The organism is Streptococcus sp. GMD3S, from assembly GCF_000298695.2.
Classification (GTDB): domain Bacteria; phylum Bacillota; class Bacilli; order Lactobacillales; family Streptococcaceae; genus Streptococcus.
Genome location: NZ_AJRC02000002.1, coordinates 33142 through 48365, shown reverse-complemented (window position 1 = coordinate 48365; position 15224 = coordinate 33142). Strand labels below are relative to the sequence as shown.

General features: G+C 37.4%; 15 protein-coding genes and 1 pseudogene. 1 reads left to right on the top strand and 15 read right to left on the bottom strand.

The window, feature by feature from the left end; genetic code table 11:
- Window positions 1-3: 3 nt before the first annotated feature.
- The 11 genes from GMD3S_RS0201190 to GMD3S_RS0201140 all read right to left on the bottom strand — a co-directional run bounded on the left by GMD3S_RS0201190 (window position 4) and on the right by GMD3S_RS0201140 (window position 9124).
- Window positions 4-423, bottom strand: coding sequence for a F0F1 ATP synthase subunit epsilon (locus GMD3S_RS0201190; RefSeq protein WP_000940836.1), 420 nt, complete (start codon window positions 421-423; stop codon window positions 4-6).
- Between the two features lie 10 nt (window positions 424-433).
- Complete coding sequence (atpD, locus tag GMD3S_RS0201185) at window positions 434-1840, bottom strand: F0F1 ATP synthase subunit beta (RefSeq protein ID WP_000094372.1); 1407 nt, start codon at window positions 1838-1840, stop codon at window positions 434-436.
- A gap of 191 nt (window positions 1841-2031) precedes the next feature.
- A complete protein-coding gene (locus GMD3S_RS0201180; protein ID WP_000301228.1) occupies window positions 2032-2910 on the bottom strand; it encodes a F0F1 ATP synthase subunit gamma in 879 nt (292 codons plus the stop codon).
- Between the two features lie 15 nt (window positions 2911-2925).
- Window positions 2926-4431 carry a F0F1 ATP synthase subunit alpha gene (gene atpA / locus GMD3S_RS0201175; protein WP_000996618.1) on the bottom strand — a complete coding sequence of 502 codons (1506 nt, stop codon included), beginning with the start codon at window positions 4429-4431 and terminating at the stop codon, window positions 2926-2928.
- 14 nt (window positions 4432-4445) lie between these two features.
- The gene (locus GMD3S_RS0201170; RefSeq protein ID WP_000358981.1) at window positions 4446-4982 is read right to left on the bottom strand and encodes a F0F1 ATP synthase subunit delta; all 537 of its coding nucleotides are present in this window, start codon (window positions 4980-4982) and stop codon (window positions 4446-4448) included.
- The gene (atpF, locus tag GMD3S_RS0201165; RefSeq protein WP_000366309.1) at window positions 4982-5476 is read right to left on the bottom strand and encodes a F0F1 ATP synthase subunit B; all 495 of its coding nucleotides are present in this window, start codon (window positions 5474-5476) and stop codon (window positions 4982-4984) included. Before atpF ends, GMD3S_RS0201170 begins: the two co-directional genes overlap by 1 nt.
- Before the next feature lie 18 nt (window positions 5477-5494).
- A complete protein-coding gene (atpB, locus tag GMD3S_RS0201160) occupies window positions 5495-6211 on the bottom strand; it encodes a F0F1 ATP synthase subunit A (protein ID WP_000392938.1) in 717 nt (238 codons plus the stop codon).
- Between the two features lie 32 nt (window positions 6212-6243).
- Entirely contained in the window at window positions 6244-6444 is a 201-nt protein-coding gene (locus GMD3S_RS0201155) for a F0F1 ATP synthase subunit C (RefSeq protein ID WP_001054554.1), read from the bottom strand.
- Window positions 6445-6675: 231 nt separating this feature from the next.
- The gene (locus tag GMD3S_RS10585; protein ID WP_008279616.1) at window positions 6676-6987 is read right to left on the bottom strand and encodes a CHY zinc finger protein; all 312 of its coding nucleotides are present in this window, start codon (window positions 6985-6987) and stop codon (window positions 6676-6678) included.
- Window positions 6988-7001: 14 nt separating this feature from the next.
- On the bottom strand, window positions 7002-8288 hold the full coding sequence (locus GMD3S_RS0201145; RefSeq protein ID WP_000169096.1) for a peptidase U32 family protein: 1287 nt from the start codon (window positions 8286-8288) through the stop codon (window positions 7002-7004).
- 137 nt (window positions 8289-8425) lie between these two features.
- Entirely contained in the window at window positions 8426-9124 is a 699-nt protein-coding gene (locus GMD3S_RS0201140; RefSeq protein WP_000936182.1) for a GntR family transcriptional regulator, read from the bottom strand.
- Between the two features lie 140 nt (window positions 9125-9264).
- On the opposite strand from GMD3S_RS0201140, the gene guaA reads away from it, so the two are divergent.
- The gene (gene guaA, locus GMD3S_RS0201135) at window positions 9265-10827 is read left to right on the top strand and encodes a glutamine-hydrolyzing GMP synthase (RefSeq protein ID WP_000065697.1); all 1563 of its coding nucleotides are present in this window, start codon (window positions 9265-9267) and stop codon (window positions 10825-10827) included.
- A 210-nt stretch (window positions 10828-11037) separates the two neighbouring features.
- On the opposite strand, the gene GMD3S_RS0201130 is transcribed toward guaA, so the two are convergent.
- The 4 genes and pseudogenes from GMD3S_RS0201130 to GMD3S_RS0201120 form a co-directional block, all read right to left on the bottom strand.
- On the bottom strand, window positions 11038-11781 hold the full coding sequence (locus GMD3S_RS0201130; protein WP_000767870.1) for a hypothetical protein: 744 nt from the start codon (window positions 11779-11781) through the stop codon (window positions 11038-11040).
- A gap of 59 nt (window positions 11782-11840) precedes the next feature.
- Window positions 11841-11951: pseudogene (locus tag GMD3S_RS11140) on the bottom strand (IS30 family transposase); the annotation flags it as partial.
- A 310-nt stretch (window positions 11952-12261) separates the two neighbouring features.
- On the bottom strand, window positions 12262-13266 hold the full coding sequence (locus GMD3S_RS0201125) for a hypothetical protein (RefSeq protein WP_000088502.1): 1005 nt from the start codon (window positions 13264-13266) through the stop codon (window positions 12262-12264).
- On the bottom strand, window positions 13259-15085 hold the full coding sequence (locus GMD3S_RS0201120; protein ID WP_001222859.1) for an AAA family ATPase: 1827 nt from the start codon (window positions 15083-15085) through the stop codon (window positions 13259-13261). Before GMD3S_RS0201120 ends, GMD3S_RS0201125 begins: the two co-directional genes overlap by 8 nt.
- Window positions 15086-15224: the final 139 nt, after the last annotated feature.

Here is a 15224-nt window from a genome sequence, read left to right as displayed (position 1 = left end):
TTTTTATAGTCTATTTCCGACATTGATACGGTTGATAGCACGTTGCAATGCGATTTTTGCACGACGCTCTTGGTCAATCAAATGCTTGTCATGGGCTTCTTCGATTTCTCGTTCAGCGCGAAGTTTTGCACGTTCAGCACGACTGATATCGATATCACGAGCACGTTCTGCTGAGTCTGCTACAATAGTAATGATGTCATTGGCAATCTCGATAATTCCTCCGTTCACTGCAATCCAGTTCACATGAGTATCATCATCGATACGTTTTACCTTCACTTCATCAACCGCTAAAACCGCAATCATATTTTCATGTCGTGGCAAGATCCCCATCTCACCATCCAGAGTTCGTACCGATACAAAGCTGGCATGGTGATCATAGACGAGGCCATCTGGTGTCACGATCTGGACAGTTAAATGAGCCATAGATCACCTCTTAAAATCCCATTTTCTCTGCCTTAGCAATGACGTCTTCGATTGAACCGACACCACGGAAGGCATCTTCTGGTAACTGGTCATGTTTTCCTTCAAGGATTTCCTTAAAGCCACGAACTGTTTCCGCTACTGGCACATAAGAACCAGGTTGACCAGTAAATTGTTCTGCAACGTTAAAGTTTTGAGACAAGAAGAACTGGATACGACGGGCACGTGCAACCAAGGTCTTTTCTTCATCAGAAAGTTCATCCATACCAAGGATAGCAATGATATCTTGCAATTCATGGTAACGTTGAAGGACACGTTTAACCTCAGCAGCTACTGCGTAGTGCTCCTCACCAACAATCTCAGGTGCCAAGGCACGAGAGCTTGAAGCCAACGGATCAACGGCTGGGTAGATACCCAACTGTACCAACTTACGTTCCAAGTTTGTAGTTGAATCCAAGTGAGCAAAAGCTGTGGCTGGCGCAGGGTCAGTATAGTCATCCGCTGGCACATAGATAGCCTGGATAGAGGTTACAGAACCCTTCTTAGTTGATGTGATACGCTCTTGCAATTGACCCATTTCCGTAGCAAGTGTTGGTTGGTAACCAACGGCTGAAGGCATACGACCCAAAAGGGCAGATACTTCTGAACCAGCTTGAGTGAAACGGAAGATATTGTCGATAAAGAGAAGCACATCTTGGCCTTCTACATCACGGAAGTATTCGGCGATTGTCAAACCAGTAAGGGCAACACGCATACGTGCTCCTGGTGGTTCATTCATCTGACCAAATACCATTGCTGTTTTCTCTATAACGCCTGATTCTTTCATTTCCCAGTAAAGGTCATTCCCTTCACGAGTACGTTCTCCAACACCGGTAAATACTGAAATACCACCATGTTCTTGGGCAATGTTGTGAATCAATTCTTGGATCAAGACAGTTTTACCAACTCCGGCACCACCGAAAAGTCCAACTTTCCCGCCTTTAAGGTATGGGGCAAGAAGGTCGATAACCTTAATCCCTGTTTCCAAAATTTCAGATGAGGTAGACAATTCATCAAAAGTTGGAGCTTTCTTATGAATTGGCTGACGCTCAGCGTCCTCAGCGAAAGGAGCATCCAAGTCAATGGTATCTCCCAAAACGTTGAAGACACGTCCCAAAGTTTCTTTACCTACTGGAACGGAGATTGGACGGCCTGTGTCCAAAACTTCCATTCCACGAGTCAAACCATCTGTTGATTCCATGGCGATCGTACGGACCATACCATCACCCAACTCTAAGGCTACTTCAAGGACGATTTTTGTTTTTCTTTCGTCATTTTTGTAGACGACAAGTGCATTATTAATCTCAGGAAGTGTTTCCCCTGCTGCAAACAAGACGTCTACAACGGGTCCGATAACCTGAGCAATTTTACCTGAACTCATCTCCTTCTCCTATTCTATATAAGATACTGTCGGTTCCTAGTTCAACTAGGTCCTAATACTCTTCGAAAATCAAATTCAAACCACGTCAGCGTCGCCTTGCCGTACTCAAGTACAGCCTGCGGCTAGCTTCCTAGTTTGCTCTTTGATTTTCATTGAGTATAAGTTCATTTTAATACGAGGGAGGCAAAGCCTTATTCTAAGGCACTAGCCCCCGCTACGATTTCTGTAATTTCTTGTGTAATCGCCGCCTGTCTAGCACGGTTATACTGGATTGTCAAATCATTGATGACCTTTTTGGCATTATCGGTCGCCGTTTGCATGGCTGTCATACCTGCAGCATTTTCAGCTGTCTTGGCATCGATAATAGCCCCGTAAATCATACTTTCAGCATACTGTGGCAACAATTGCTCTAGAATCTCATCACGGCTCGTTTCCAACTCAAATGTCAAGCTATACTCTTCATCCGCTTCATTTGGATCCAAGTCAACAATCGGAAGCATTTGTTCCACACGCATTTGACTTGTGAGAGTATTGACATGATGGTTGTAGCAGACGTATAATTCATCAAAAAGTTCGTTTTGGTACATCTCAATCGTTTTTGAAATAATTTTACGAACTTCATCAAAACTAGGCTGATCTGCCAAGCCACGTAGTTCATAGATTGGCTGAATACCTCGAGCCTTAAAGAAATCAGCTCCCATACCACCGATACAGATTATCTCAAAATCTTTACCATCTGGATGGTATTCTTCTTTCAACTCCATAACGGCTTTAAGGATGGAAGCATTATAACCTCCAACCAAGCCACGGTCTGAAGTGATAACGATATAGCCTGTTTTCTTAACTGGGCGACTGATGAGCATCGGATTGGTTGAACCACCAGATCCGTTACCATGCAGAATATCCGTCAAAAGCTTACGGACCTTCTGAGCGTAAACTTGAAAGTTGCGCGCTGCTTCTTCAGAGCGACCTAACTTGGCAGCCGATACCATTTGCATGGCATTAGTGATTTGACTCGTATTTTTGGTTGAGGCGATTTTTGTTTTAATATCATTTAGAGATACTGCCATCTGACACCTCTATTCTTATTGGAAGCTGGATTGATTGAGAAACTCTGTAATCGCAGCATCCAAGACTGCTTCATCTGGCAAGTCTTTTGTTTCACGAATGGTTCCCAAAATCTCTGGATAATGAGCATCAAAGAAAGTATGGAACTCTTCCTCAAAACGAACAATGTCATCTACTGGAATCGTATCCAAGAAACCATGTGTCAAAGCATAGAGAATGGTTACTTGTTTCTCAACAGGTAGTGGTTTATGAACAGGTTGTTTCAATACTTCCACAGTACGACGTCCACGGTTTAACTTAGCCTGTGTTGCTGCATCCAAGTCAGAACCAAACTTAGTGAAGGCTTCCAACTCACGGTATGAAGCAAGGTCGATACGAAGTGTACCAGCTACTTTCTTCATGGCTTTGATTTGTGCAGAACCACCTACACGGGATACAGATGAACCCGCATCGATGGCTGGACGAATACCCGCATTGAAGAGACCATCACCAAGGAAGATTTGTCCGTCAGTGATAGAAATCACGTTGGTTGCGATATAGGCAGAGATATCTCCCGCTTGTGTCTCGATAAATGGTAGGGCTGTAATAGATCCACCACCAAGTTCATCAGAAACTTTAGCTGAGCGCTCAAGCAAACGGCTGTGAAGGTAGAAAACATCCCCTGGGAAGGCTTCACGACCTGGTGGACGACGAAGCAAGAGGGAAAGTTCACGATAAGCGACCGCTTGTTTTGAAAGATCATCGTAAACAATCAAAACATGCTTGCCTTGGTACATAAATTCTTCCGCCATAGCAACTCCGGCATAAGGAGCTAGGAAGAGCAATGGAGATGGTTGTGAAGCAGAGGCTGTCACAACGATTGTATAGTCCAAGGCACCATACTGGCGAAGTGTTTCTACTTGTGTACGGACAGTTGATTCTTTTTGTCCAATCGCTACGTAGATACAGATCATATCTTGACCTTTTTGGTTCAGGATCGTATCAATCGCAATGGTTGTTTTCCCTGTCTGACGGTCACCGATAATCAACTCACGTTGACCACGACCAATCGGTACAAGGGCGTCAATAGCTTTCAAACCTGTTTGTAATGGTTCTGATACAGACTTACGTTGCATAACACCAGGAGCTGGCGCTTCTACTGGACGAGTTTTGTCAGTATGGATGTCACCAAGACCATCAACTGGACGACCAAGTGGGTCGACAACACGTCCGATTAGGCTGTCCCCCACAGGTACTTCCATGATTTTACCTGTACGGCGAATGGTATCACCTTCACGAATATCTGTAAAGTCTCCAAGAATGATAATCCCAACGTCTGTAGACTCCAAGTTTTGCGCCATCCCATAAGAGCCGTTTTCAAAAATCAACAGCTCTCCACTCATGGCATTTTCAAGGCCGTGAGCACGCGCAATTCCGTCCCCGATATAGGTTACAACACCTGTTTCAGATACATCAAAATTGGGTTTGAAATTTTCAATTTGTTGCTTAATTAAAGCGCTGATTTCTTGTGCGTTAATTGCCAAAAGAACACCACTTTCTATTTCAAATTTTCTTTAACAACTCGAAGTTGTTGTTTAATACTCACGTCAATTGTCTTGTGATTAGCAAAAATGACAAAACCACCAATGAGTCCTTCATCAATTTGTTCTTTGACGCTCCGCACTTTCAGAGACATTTTTTTCTCTATCAATGGGAGCAGACGTTCCTTCTGTTCATCTGTTAAAGGATGGGCTGAAGAAATCGTGACAACAAAACGATTGGTCTCTTTTTCAAGGCGATTCAAACAATCTGCAATTACTTCATAAAAAAGATTTGCTCTGTGATTGTAAACCAGAACTTGAATAAAGTTTTGCATTAAAGGTGACACAGAGTCTTGAAAGAAACGAACTGTTTTTTCCTTATCTGACTCATCAACTGCCACCTGAGCTAAAAAAGAGGGTAAGCCCGCTTCTTCTGCGACTTGCTTGATTTGATCCAAGTCTGAAAAAATCCGGTCCTCTTCTCCTTTTTCAATCACTAATTGGACAAAAGGCATGCTGTATTTTTCAATTACCTTTGCTGTTTTCTTGTCCATTAGGCTTCTCCTAGCTGATCGATATACTGATCAATGAGTTCCTTATGGGCATGACTGTCAAGGTTTTGTGAGATGATTTTCCCAGCTAGACTAACTGTCAAATCTGCCACCTCGCCCTTAACACTTTGTAAAGCTTCAGCTTTATTTTGCGCAATTTCTTGGTTGGCTTTTTCTTTTAAGCGCCCTGCTTCAAGTTTAGCTTCGGCTAAAATATCGGCTTTACTTTTCTCAGCAGTTCCCTTTGCATTCTCGATAATCGTTTTAGCTTCGGTACGGCTACCTGCTAACTCAGCTTCACGTTTGTTAGCTAGTTCCTCAGCCTTTTTACGGGCTTCCTCGGCACCATCAATATCTGAAGAAATCTTTTCAGCACGTTCATCCAAGATGCTGGAAATATTTCCCCAAGCATATTTTTTCACTAAAAAGATCAATAAAAGGAAGGAACCAGCGATAAGAATAAAGTCACCGATAATGGTACTAATAGTTAAATCCATCTTCTAATCCTCCTCTACTTACTCTTCCCCTTCATTTATTTTTTTACCAATGTACATAGATGACAACATGGTAAATACATAAGCCTGAATACATGAAATGAAAATTGAAAAGGCTGTCCATAACATGTTTGCGATAAAGGCAAAAGGATACCAATACAAAGCATTTTGTGACAAGGCTAATAGCAATCCAGCTAAGACCTCACCGGCAAAAATATTTCCGTAGATCCGAATCGCCAAGGAAGCAAAATTGGTGAACTCTTCTAAAATGTTCATCGGAGTCATAAAGCCAGGTGTAACAAATGCTCTCAAATATTCTTTAACGCCTCTACGACGAACTCCTTCTACATGGGCGATCAAAGTGATCAAGAATGATAGGGATAAATCGTATCCAAGGTTGGCTGTTGGGGAAGTCCACAAGTTATAACCGTTTGTTGTTTGTACTTTTGCCATTAAGCCGATATTATTGGCAACCAAGATAAACAGAAATAGAGAAAACAGAAATAAGGAATAATCCTTGATGTATGATTCTCCAATGTTTGGTTTGGTAAAACCAATCACAAAGTCGTAAATCATCTCAAGAGCATTTTGTTTGCCCTTTGGACGGATGGTCATTTTACGACTTGCCCAGTAGACAAAGGCAAAAACCATCAAAACAGTTACAAGAGACATGGCAAGCAGGGTCAAATCAAAGGATATTGGTCCAATATTAACGGTTGGATTCAAACTTTCTTCCATGGTTTGACACCTCCATTTCTAAATAGAGTTGTCTATTTAATGACAAATGACATCGCCAAGGTTACAAAGAATGTTCCTTCGATAAAGGCAATCCCCATGATCATCAAACTACGCAATTGTGGGATGATGTCTGGTTGGCGAGCTGCTGATTTGAACAAACCGTTCATCAACATACCTTCTGCAAGAGATACACCCATACAGGCAAGACAAAGACCGAAAAATGTTAAATTCATGATGAATTCTCCTTTTATTTAAAATTTACTTACTTAGTTTAGTCCTAAAATTTTGATTTGTCAACTTTTTACTTACGTTGAAAGCGTTTCATATGATTTATTTCTATTTTTGCTGTTTTTACCCCATTCTATAGAAAGTTTTTCCATTTTAGATTGCGAATTTTTCTTGATTTTACTCTATTTTCTGAAACAAACTGAAAAATCCAAGTTAAGAACTTGGATCGATTCATTTTATTTAAAATAGTAGGAATAGTGTTGTTTACAACCTGGATTAAATGGTGCACTGCAGTAAGGACAAGCCATCTGTTTTTGGTATTCTTGGAAAGTCATTGTCCTCTTACAACCCCCACATAAGATTGGTCGATCCTCAAAAAGCGCCAAGGGATAGGGAGAAAAAACATGTGTCTCCATAGTATTGTGACACTGATAGCATGCGTAGTATTTTTTGCATTCATAACATTGGAGTGAAACAATATCCTTTTCACTATGATAATGAACACATCTGCTTTCATCATCTACCAATAAACCTTGAGCTTGTATCATTCCCTTTTCCTTATCTAGGCACGAACTGTAACACTTGTCCCGTCTTCCTTATAGAGGTTGATGAGCCCTTCCTTGAGAGCGCGGACCATATCCCCTGCTTGAACAGGTTGTGGAACCTTGATTGTCAAGAGTTCCATTGGATTTGGAGCACGGTCTATTTTATTGCCCTTGGCATCATGAAGATCTTCGATATAAGTTTCAAAATGTCGGAAACCTGGTCCGTAAAACTCAACTTGGTCTCCTTCATTGATAACATTCCGTTGACGAATGGTTGCCGTTTGAGTCGCATCATCATACGAAACCACTTCAGCGACAAACTTGTATTCAGGAATTTTACGACGAGCGCCAAACAACTGTTCGTTTTCAGACGGTGTACCGTAGTAGAAACCTGTTGCCAATTCACGTTGGGCAACCTTCCACATCTCGTCTACCAAGTCCTGTTTGATGGCTTCAAATTTCTCGGGACTTTCGAGATAAGCATCTACAGCCGCCTTGTAACAGTTGGTCACAGTTGAAACATAGTGGATCGACTTCATACGACCTTCAATCTTGAGACTGTCTACACCGTTTTCGATCATATCTGGAATATGGTCAATCATGGACATGTCAACGGCTGACATCGAAAATTCTTCTGGAATTTCACCTTTCAGACTCTTACGTTCTTGACCAAAAGGCATGTCATAAAGATCGTATTTCCAACGACAAGACTGAGAACAGCCCCCACGGTTGGCATCACGCATACTCATGTGGTTTGATAACGTACAGCGACCTGAGTAAGAAATACACATGGCTCCATGGACAAAGGCTTCAATTTCTACATCAGTACGTTTGCGAATCTCTGCCAATTCTTCCATTGAAACTTCACGGGCCAAAACCACGCGAGTTAGACCAAGTTCTTTCCAGAACTCTAAAGTTTCATAGTTGGTCGCACTAGCTTGGGTTGAAAGGTGGATTTCAAGACCTGGTGCTTCGGTTGCTGCAATCATAATCAAGGCTGGATCTGACACGATAACTGCGGCAATCCCGATGTCACGCAACTTACGGAACCATTCTCCAGCACCAGCTTCGTTTCCTTCGTGCATAACCATGTTAGCAGCCACATAGACCTTGGCACCGTACTTAGCAGCAAACTGCACGCCTTCTTCCATCTGTTCAAAGGTGAAGTTTCCTGCACGGCTACGAAGACCATAGGCCTGTCCACCGATGAAGACTGCGTCCGCACCATATTGAACAGCTACTTTCAGCTTCTCTAAAGTCCCTGCAGGTGATAAAACCTCAGGACGTTTTAATGTTTTTGTCATTTCTTCTCCTATTTGCAATATAAAAGTTTGACGTTTTTCCTTCTCATTTTATAGTAAATAAGCAATAAAATCAAGCCTAGACAGATTGTTTTGACAATTCTAATCTTTTAAGAAAACAAAAAACTAGCCTTTCTAGACTAGTTATTTTCAAGATAAAATTCAAAGCGTTCGCCCACGTATTGACTCTTTACATACTCGAAAGCCGTCCCATCTTCAAGATAAGAGACCTGAGTCAAGGCTAAAATGGCATGCCCTTTTTCAACTTCTAGATAGTGAGCAATTTTTTCCTTAGCCAATCTCGCATAAATGGTCTGTTGGGATTTGCCAATCCGATAGCCATGTTGCTGCAAGGTATGGAAGAAATGACTGGTGATTTCTTCTTTTTTGAAATCCTTAATAAATTTCTCAGGAATAGATGCGACTTCATAGACTAGTGGAACTTGGTCAGCGTAACGCACCCGTTCCATGCGGATAATATTCTCTGTCGGAGCAATCCCTAGATTAGCGACCTCTTGCTCATTTGGAATGGTTCTTCTGTAAGAAATGAGTTGACTAGAAGGAACTTTCCCCTGAGATTTGACAATCTCCGTAAAACTGGTTGTACCCCGCATTTTTTCTTGGACACGAGTGCTAGAGACAAAGGTTCCACTTCCTACACGACGCTCCAAAACTCCTTCCTCAACCAAGAGAGAGATAGCCTGACGTAATGTCATCCGGCTAACTTGAAACTGTTCAGCTAAATCTCGCTCACTTGGAAGTCTCTCTCCGATTTTCCAATGATGCTCATCTATATCCTTCTTGATCTGATCGTGGATTTTCATATAAGCTGGTAACATGATTCTCACTTCTTTTCTTTATTTTCTCCATTGTACCGTATTTGCTAAGAAAAAGTCAAACTTTGCCTTGTTTAGTTGGTAATTCGCCCCTATTTGTGATAGAATATTGAAAAAGATATTTCTTTTGAGAAAGGAAAAAGATGAGCAACATTTCAACTGACTTGCAAGATGTCGAAAAAATCATCGTGCTGGACTATGGTAGCCAATACAACCAGCTGATTTCACGTCGTATTCGTGAAATTGGTGTTTTTTCAGAGCTAAAAAGTCACAAAATCTCAGCCGCAGAGGTTCGTGCGATTAACCCTGTAGGGATCATCCTCTCTGGTGGACCAAACTCTGTATACGAAGATGGTTCATTTGATATTGACCCAGAAATTTTTGAACTTGGCATTCCAATTTTGGGAATCTGCTATGGTATGCAACTTTTAACTCATAAACTTGGAGGAAAAGTTGTCCCTGCAGGTGATGCTGGTAACCGTGAGTATGGACAATCACCACTTACCCATACCACTTCTGCCCTCTTTGAAGGAACTCCTGAAGAACAGATTGTTTTGATGAGCCATGGCGATGCTGTTACAGAGATTCCAGCTGATTTTGTTCGTACTGGAACTTCTGCTGACTGTCCTTATGCAGCTATTGAAAACCCTGACAAGCACATCTATGGTATCCAATTCCACCCAGAAGTTCGCCATTCTGTATACGGAAATGATATCCTTCGTAACTTTGCCCTTAACATCTGTCAGGCTAAGGGTGATTGGTCAATGGACAACTTTATCGATATGCAGATCAAGAAAATCCGTGAAACTGTAGGTGACAAACGTGTTCTTCTCGGTCTATCAGGTGGTGTTGACTCTTCTGTTGTTGGAGTTCTTCTTCAAAAAGCGATCGGTGATCAATTGATCTGTATCTTTGTAGACCACGGTCTTCTCCGTAAGGGAGAAGCTGACCAAGTTATGGACATGCTTGGTGGTAAGTTCGGTTTGAATATCGTCAAAGCAGACGCTGCAAAACGCTTCCTTGACAAACTTGCTGGCGTTTCTGACCCTGAACAAAAACGGAAGATTATCGGTAATGAATTTGTTTATGTCTTTGATGACGAAGCTAGCAAGCTAAAAGATGTAAAATTCCTTGCTCAAGGAACACTATACACTGACGTAATTGAGTCTGGTACAGACACAGCCCAAACCATCAAATCACACCACAATGTTGGTGGTCTTCCAGAAGACATGCAGTTTGAATTGATTGAACCATTGAACACTCTTTATAAAGACGAAGTCCGTGCCCTCGGTACTGAACTTGGCATGCCAGACCACATTGTATGGCGCCAACCATTTCCAGGACCAGGACTTGCTATCCGTGTCATGGGTGAAATCACTGAAGAAAAACTAGAAACTGTTCGTGAGTCTGATGCTATCCTTCGTGAAGAAATCGCTAAAGCTGGTCTTGACCGCGATATCTGGCAATACTTCACTGTCAATACAGGCGTTCGTTCAGTAGGTGTTATGGGTGACGGTCGTACATATGACTATACCATTGCCATTCGCGCCATTACTTCTATCGATGGTATGACAGCTGACTTTGCCAAGATTCCTTGGGAAGTCCTTCAAAAAATTTCTGTACGTATCGTTAACGAAGTAGACCACGTTAACCGTATCGTCTACGATATTACAAGTAAACCACCTGCAACCGTGGAGTGGGAATGATTTATAAACATGATTTGAAGTGAAATGGTTGATTTAACAGCATTTTCAGTTGTTATAAAAGGTTAAAAATAAATCAAAATTGATTGGTTCCCCACCAAAAATCCCACCAGAAATAAAATATGGTGGGGCTTTTTTTGTTTTAAGGATGTAGAAGCAAAATTTATTTAGGAGTGACGATAGTATATATACTTAAAATAGAAATACACCATTTTAGTGAATCTTAGATTTTTCTTGAGAAAATATAGTTGCTAAGATATCAGCATAAAGTTCAGGCGTTAAGTCTTGTTTTTGAACCTTCTCCAGTAATTGTGAAAAATATTCCTTCTCAGTACCCTTTGTATTAGAAATAATACCTAACAAAAATCTATTTAATTCACCAGCTGCTTTTTCTGAGTTGTAGGATTCATAGTATTTTTGATAAAATTTATCGTATTTCTCGTTTTTTTTGAGTAAGTTCGCTTCCTCTTGCTTATCTAACAATTGTTGATAAGAGACATTAAGATCAAGCCAATCTTTTTCAAACTGCTCGAGTAATTTGTCTGATACTTTTTTCCTATTATAATATAATTTTATCAAAGGTATAATATCTATCCATACCTGATCGATAAAAACTTTAACAATCTTGTCTTTAAAGATAAGTAAAGGCTTATCATCACATGTATGCACACGATATCCATTTGTCTGTAATTCATTTATCAGGTCTTCAATATGAGTTTCTGATGTATTAACTATATATTGTTTTAGCCATTGTGGCATATTAGGATTTTGGATATGCCAAGACGCACTCAAATATTTACAATCATTTCTTCTGGTTTCACCTTTTTCTAGACGACCTGGTACTCGTGTGCTAGAAATGGTATATTTTTCAATAATATCTCCCTTTTGATAATATTCATTGTGAAAGCGTTCGTATTTATTGGGTCTATGAATTTTTGTTCTATAAATTAGTTTCATTACTATTCCTTTATTTTTCATAGTTTGTCAAATAAAGCTAGAAATTTCACCTGGATCATTTAAAATTGATACAGAGTTTTGTAGTTCAAGGACCTCCTTGAGATTCGATTTCTCTTATCAGCTAGAGTTGATATGAATATTTGGGAAAGTCCACTGAAATCCATCCTCCTTAGAAAATAAAACATTAGAATGTTCATGTTCCTGGAACATCCAAAAGATATAAACTCAGTATAAGTATATCATAAATAACAACATTTTGACTTTCCGAAAAATAACTATTTTCCAGAAAGTTTAACACTTGCCATTACAATAGACATTTCTGCATATTCCTCTTATTACAGAAATTTTTTGAGGTAATAATGTTATAAAATTGCTAATACAAACAAATCTAATTCTGGTTATGTTTCACAACTCTACTATTACGGATTTTTTTGTGTTTATTACATCTAATATATTTTGAATTAATTATCTAAAATAAGCTCAGTTATTTACTTCTCTGTGAATTTTACAGGCAATTCTTTTTGAGAATATCGAGTTGTTCATGGATTCTAATATTTTAGTGTTAATATAAAAATATGACGCTATTACTAGTAACTCGCTATTAATATAATCAGTTATTACATCATTGACTATTTTCAATACTGATTTAAAATTCATGCCTTTTGTTACTTGTTTCCTACTTTCTTCTTGAACAGCCCAAATTATATCTTCTAAGTTTTTTTTAATATCTAAATGAGTTAGTCTATTTTTCAAATCCATCAACTTAATATAATTTATATATTCAGGAGGTAGATCAGCATCAATAATTTCTAACTCAGTTAGTGTCTTTAACCTAATAGGAATATTTTCAATAGGAAATTTAACCTGGAAAGGATGGACTACCGGCAATTGAGGTAATTCAGTTTGTTTATAAATTCTATTACAAATCGTGCACATTGGAATTAAATTTTCCTGCATAAGACACAGAATAGGAAAGTATTGTTTGTTTAAAAAATGATCTAAATCTCTACTGCCAATATTTATTCTTTGTTGACAAACAGAACAATAAGTACAATACGTTCCTCGAGAAAAATATTCTTTAATATTTCCAAATTTTAAGTCATATGTATTTTGTAATTTTTTACTACTTTCATTAAATACATAGTTATACATTTCTTTATAACTAAAATAAGAATCTTCGTTATATTGATTATAAAAAGTAATTATTTCCTGAACACTATCTGGTACATCACATTCCATATTTAATTTAAGATAATTAAAATAATTAGATTTAAAGAATTTATCTTGTTTAATAATCTCTTCTTTTATATTGCTATCTAATAAATAATCAATTATTTTTCTTAACTTAGGGAGTCTATAATATACAAATTTCAAATTATCAAAATTAGTATTTAGAATTACAGATTTATCTACGCCATTATTACTCTCTTCAAGCAGTCTACTAATGTCTGCTGTCAATACTGTTAATTTATATTTTCTACTCATATTCACCTCCTTCTTCTATTACCTCTTCGTAATATGAAATATTTTCTTCTGTTAATATGCGATCTAAGAGTTTATTCTGAATTGTCCCATAAGCTATCTTGTCAATTTTATCTATTGCTTCCAATAAATTAATTTTTGAAAGTCTTTCTATATTCCTTACTTCTTGTTGGATAAATTGATTATCTGAATAGTCAACATCAAAAATATATTTTAAAATACTATCAATACTAGCAGCAAATGTTTCTTCCTTTACACTTCTAACACTATTTCCCTCATTATTTGCATCTAAATAAAAAATTTGATCCTTGGAAAACATACCTACAATAAGTGGAGACTGACTTGCGATTATAAAGTGGCAATTTAAATTTGAGAAACATTTTCTAAGTATGTAATAATATTGATTTATCCATTTAGGATTTAAATGAATTTCTGGTTCATCAATTAAAATAAGTGAATCATTCTCAATATACAAACTTATCTCCATAATACGAAGAAATATTGAGAACTCACCTGAACTTAGTTGAGATATTGAAGTATATCTATTACTTTTTAAAATTACTAAATCATCAATTAAAAAATTATTAGTTTTTTCAAGAATATCAAAATCTAAATTCATTAGAATTTTGTAATCTTCCTTAAAATTAGATTGATAAAATTCTTCTATGTCAGTTACCGAAAGTAACTTTTTATAATAATCATCATATTTAACATCTTTACCGTGATTAAATTTTATATTTTTATATAGTTCTTTTAAATAAACTAAAACTAAAAAAATACTAAACGATTCTGGTTGTTCAAATTTAAAAAAATAATTATTTAAACCATGGTATGTAAAATACGACTTCCCTTTATCCTCTAATTCATTTAATTTGTCCAATGTCTTAAACATTTTTTCTCTTATATCTGCCAACTTTTTAACACGTAGTAAGATATCTGGATATGAGTAGAATTCATAATTAAAATATTGTCCTCTTGTAATAAATTTAAGAAATTCTTCATCCGTTTTTTTATAATAATCTTCAGTTTTTATTTTTTTATCTGAAAACCGTGGTATAAATTCCGTATTTAAATAATTAACCACTATTTCTTCGTATTCTTCTGACTTTTTTTGTGCATTAAATAATCCATATATTTCATCAAATAATTCATTCCTCTTATACATTAATTCCACAAAGGATTTTATTAATATCTGTTCACTCTGTTCGATATAAGAAATTCTTTCATGAACTTTTTTATAAACATCGTTATTATATGATGAAATTGCATCTGAAAAAAGTTTTCGAATCTTTGCTTGATTTATTGATTCTATAAGGAATAATTTATTAGAACTATCTAACTCAAGTAAATTTGACACCGCTTTTTCTACATTAGCAAAGTGTCTATCATTTTTTATAATGCATTTATAATACGAGCTACACGCTAATGAAATTATTTTATCATGAGTATGGATAGGATAAATAACTTCCGTATTCTTCTGATCCGTTCCTTCTTCTACTTTCTTTTCATTTTTCTTAGATTTGATTTTAAAAAATACCCTGCTACTTTCCCTCAAAGTCTTATTGCTAATTCTATCAAATGGCGAATAAGTAGATAAAATTATCTTTTTTAAAGAACCTTCTTCAAGTTCAACTGATGATGGCTCCTTGGAGTCATATTCCTCAGAAAATTTACCTAATAATACTTCAAAAAAAGTACTTTTCCCAGACCCATTATTTCCTAGTATCAAACTATATGTATTGTTATCTTCTTCTGAATTACTGTTAAATTCAAATTTAAAGTTTTTATCTGCAAAAACATACTCAACTTTACTTATTCTCACGATTCACTCCGTTCTATTATTTATAAGTTATAACTCCAAATAATTTAATAATTATCTAACAATCTCTTCTACACTTAACAAAACTAAATGAAAAAGTGATTTTAAAAAGAAATCTAATATCATCTTGATATTTTAATTT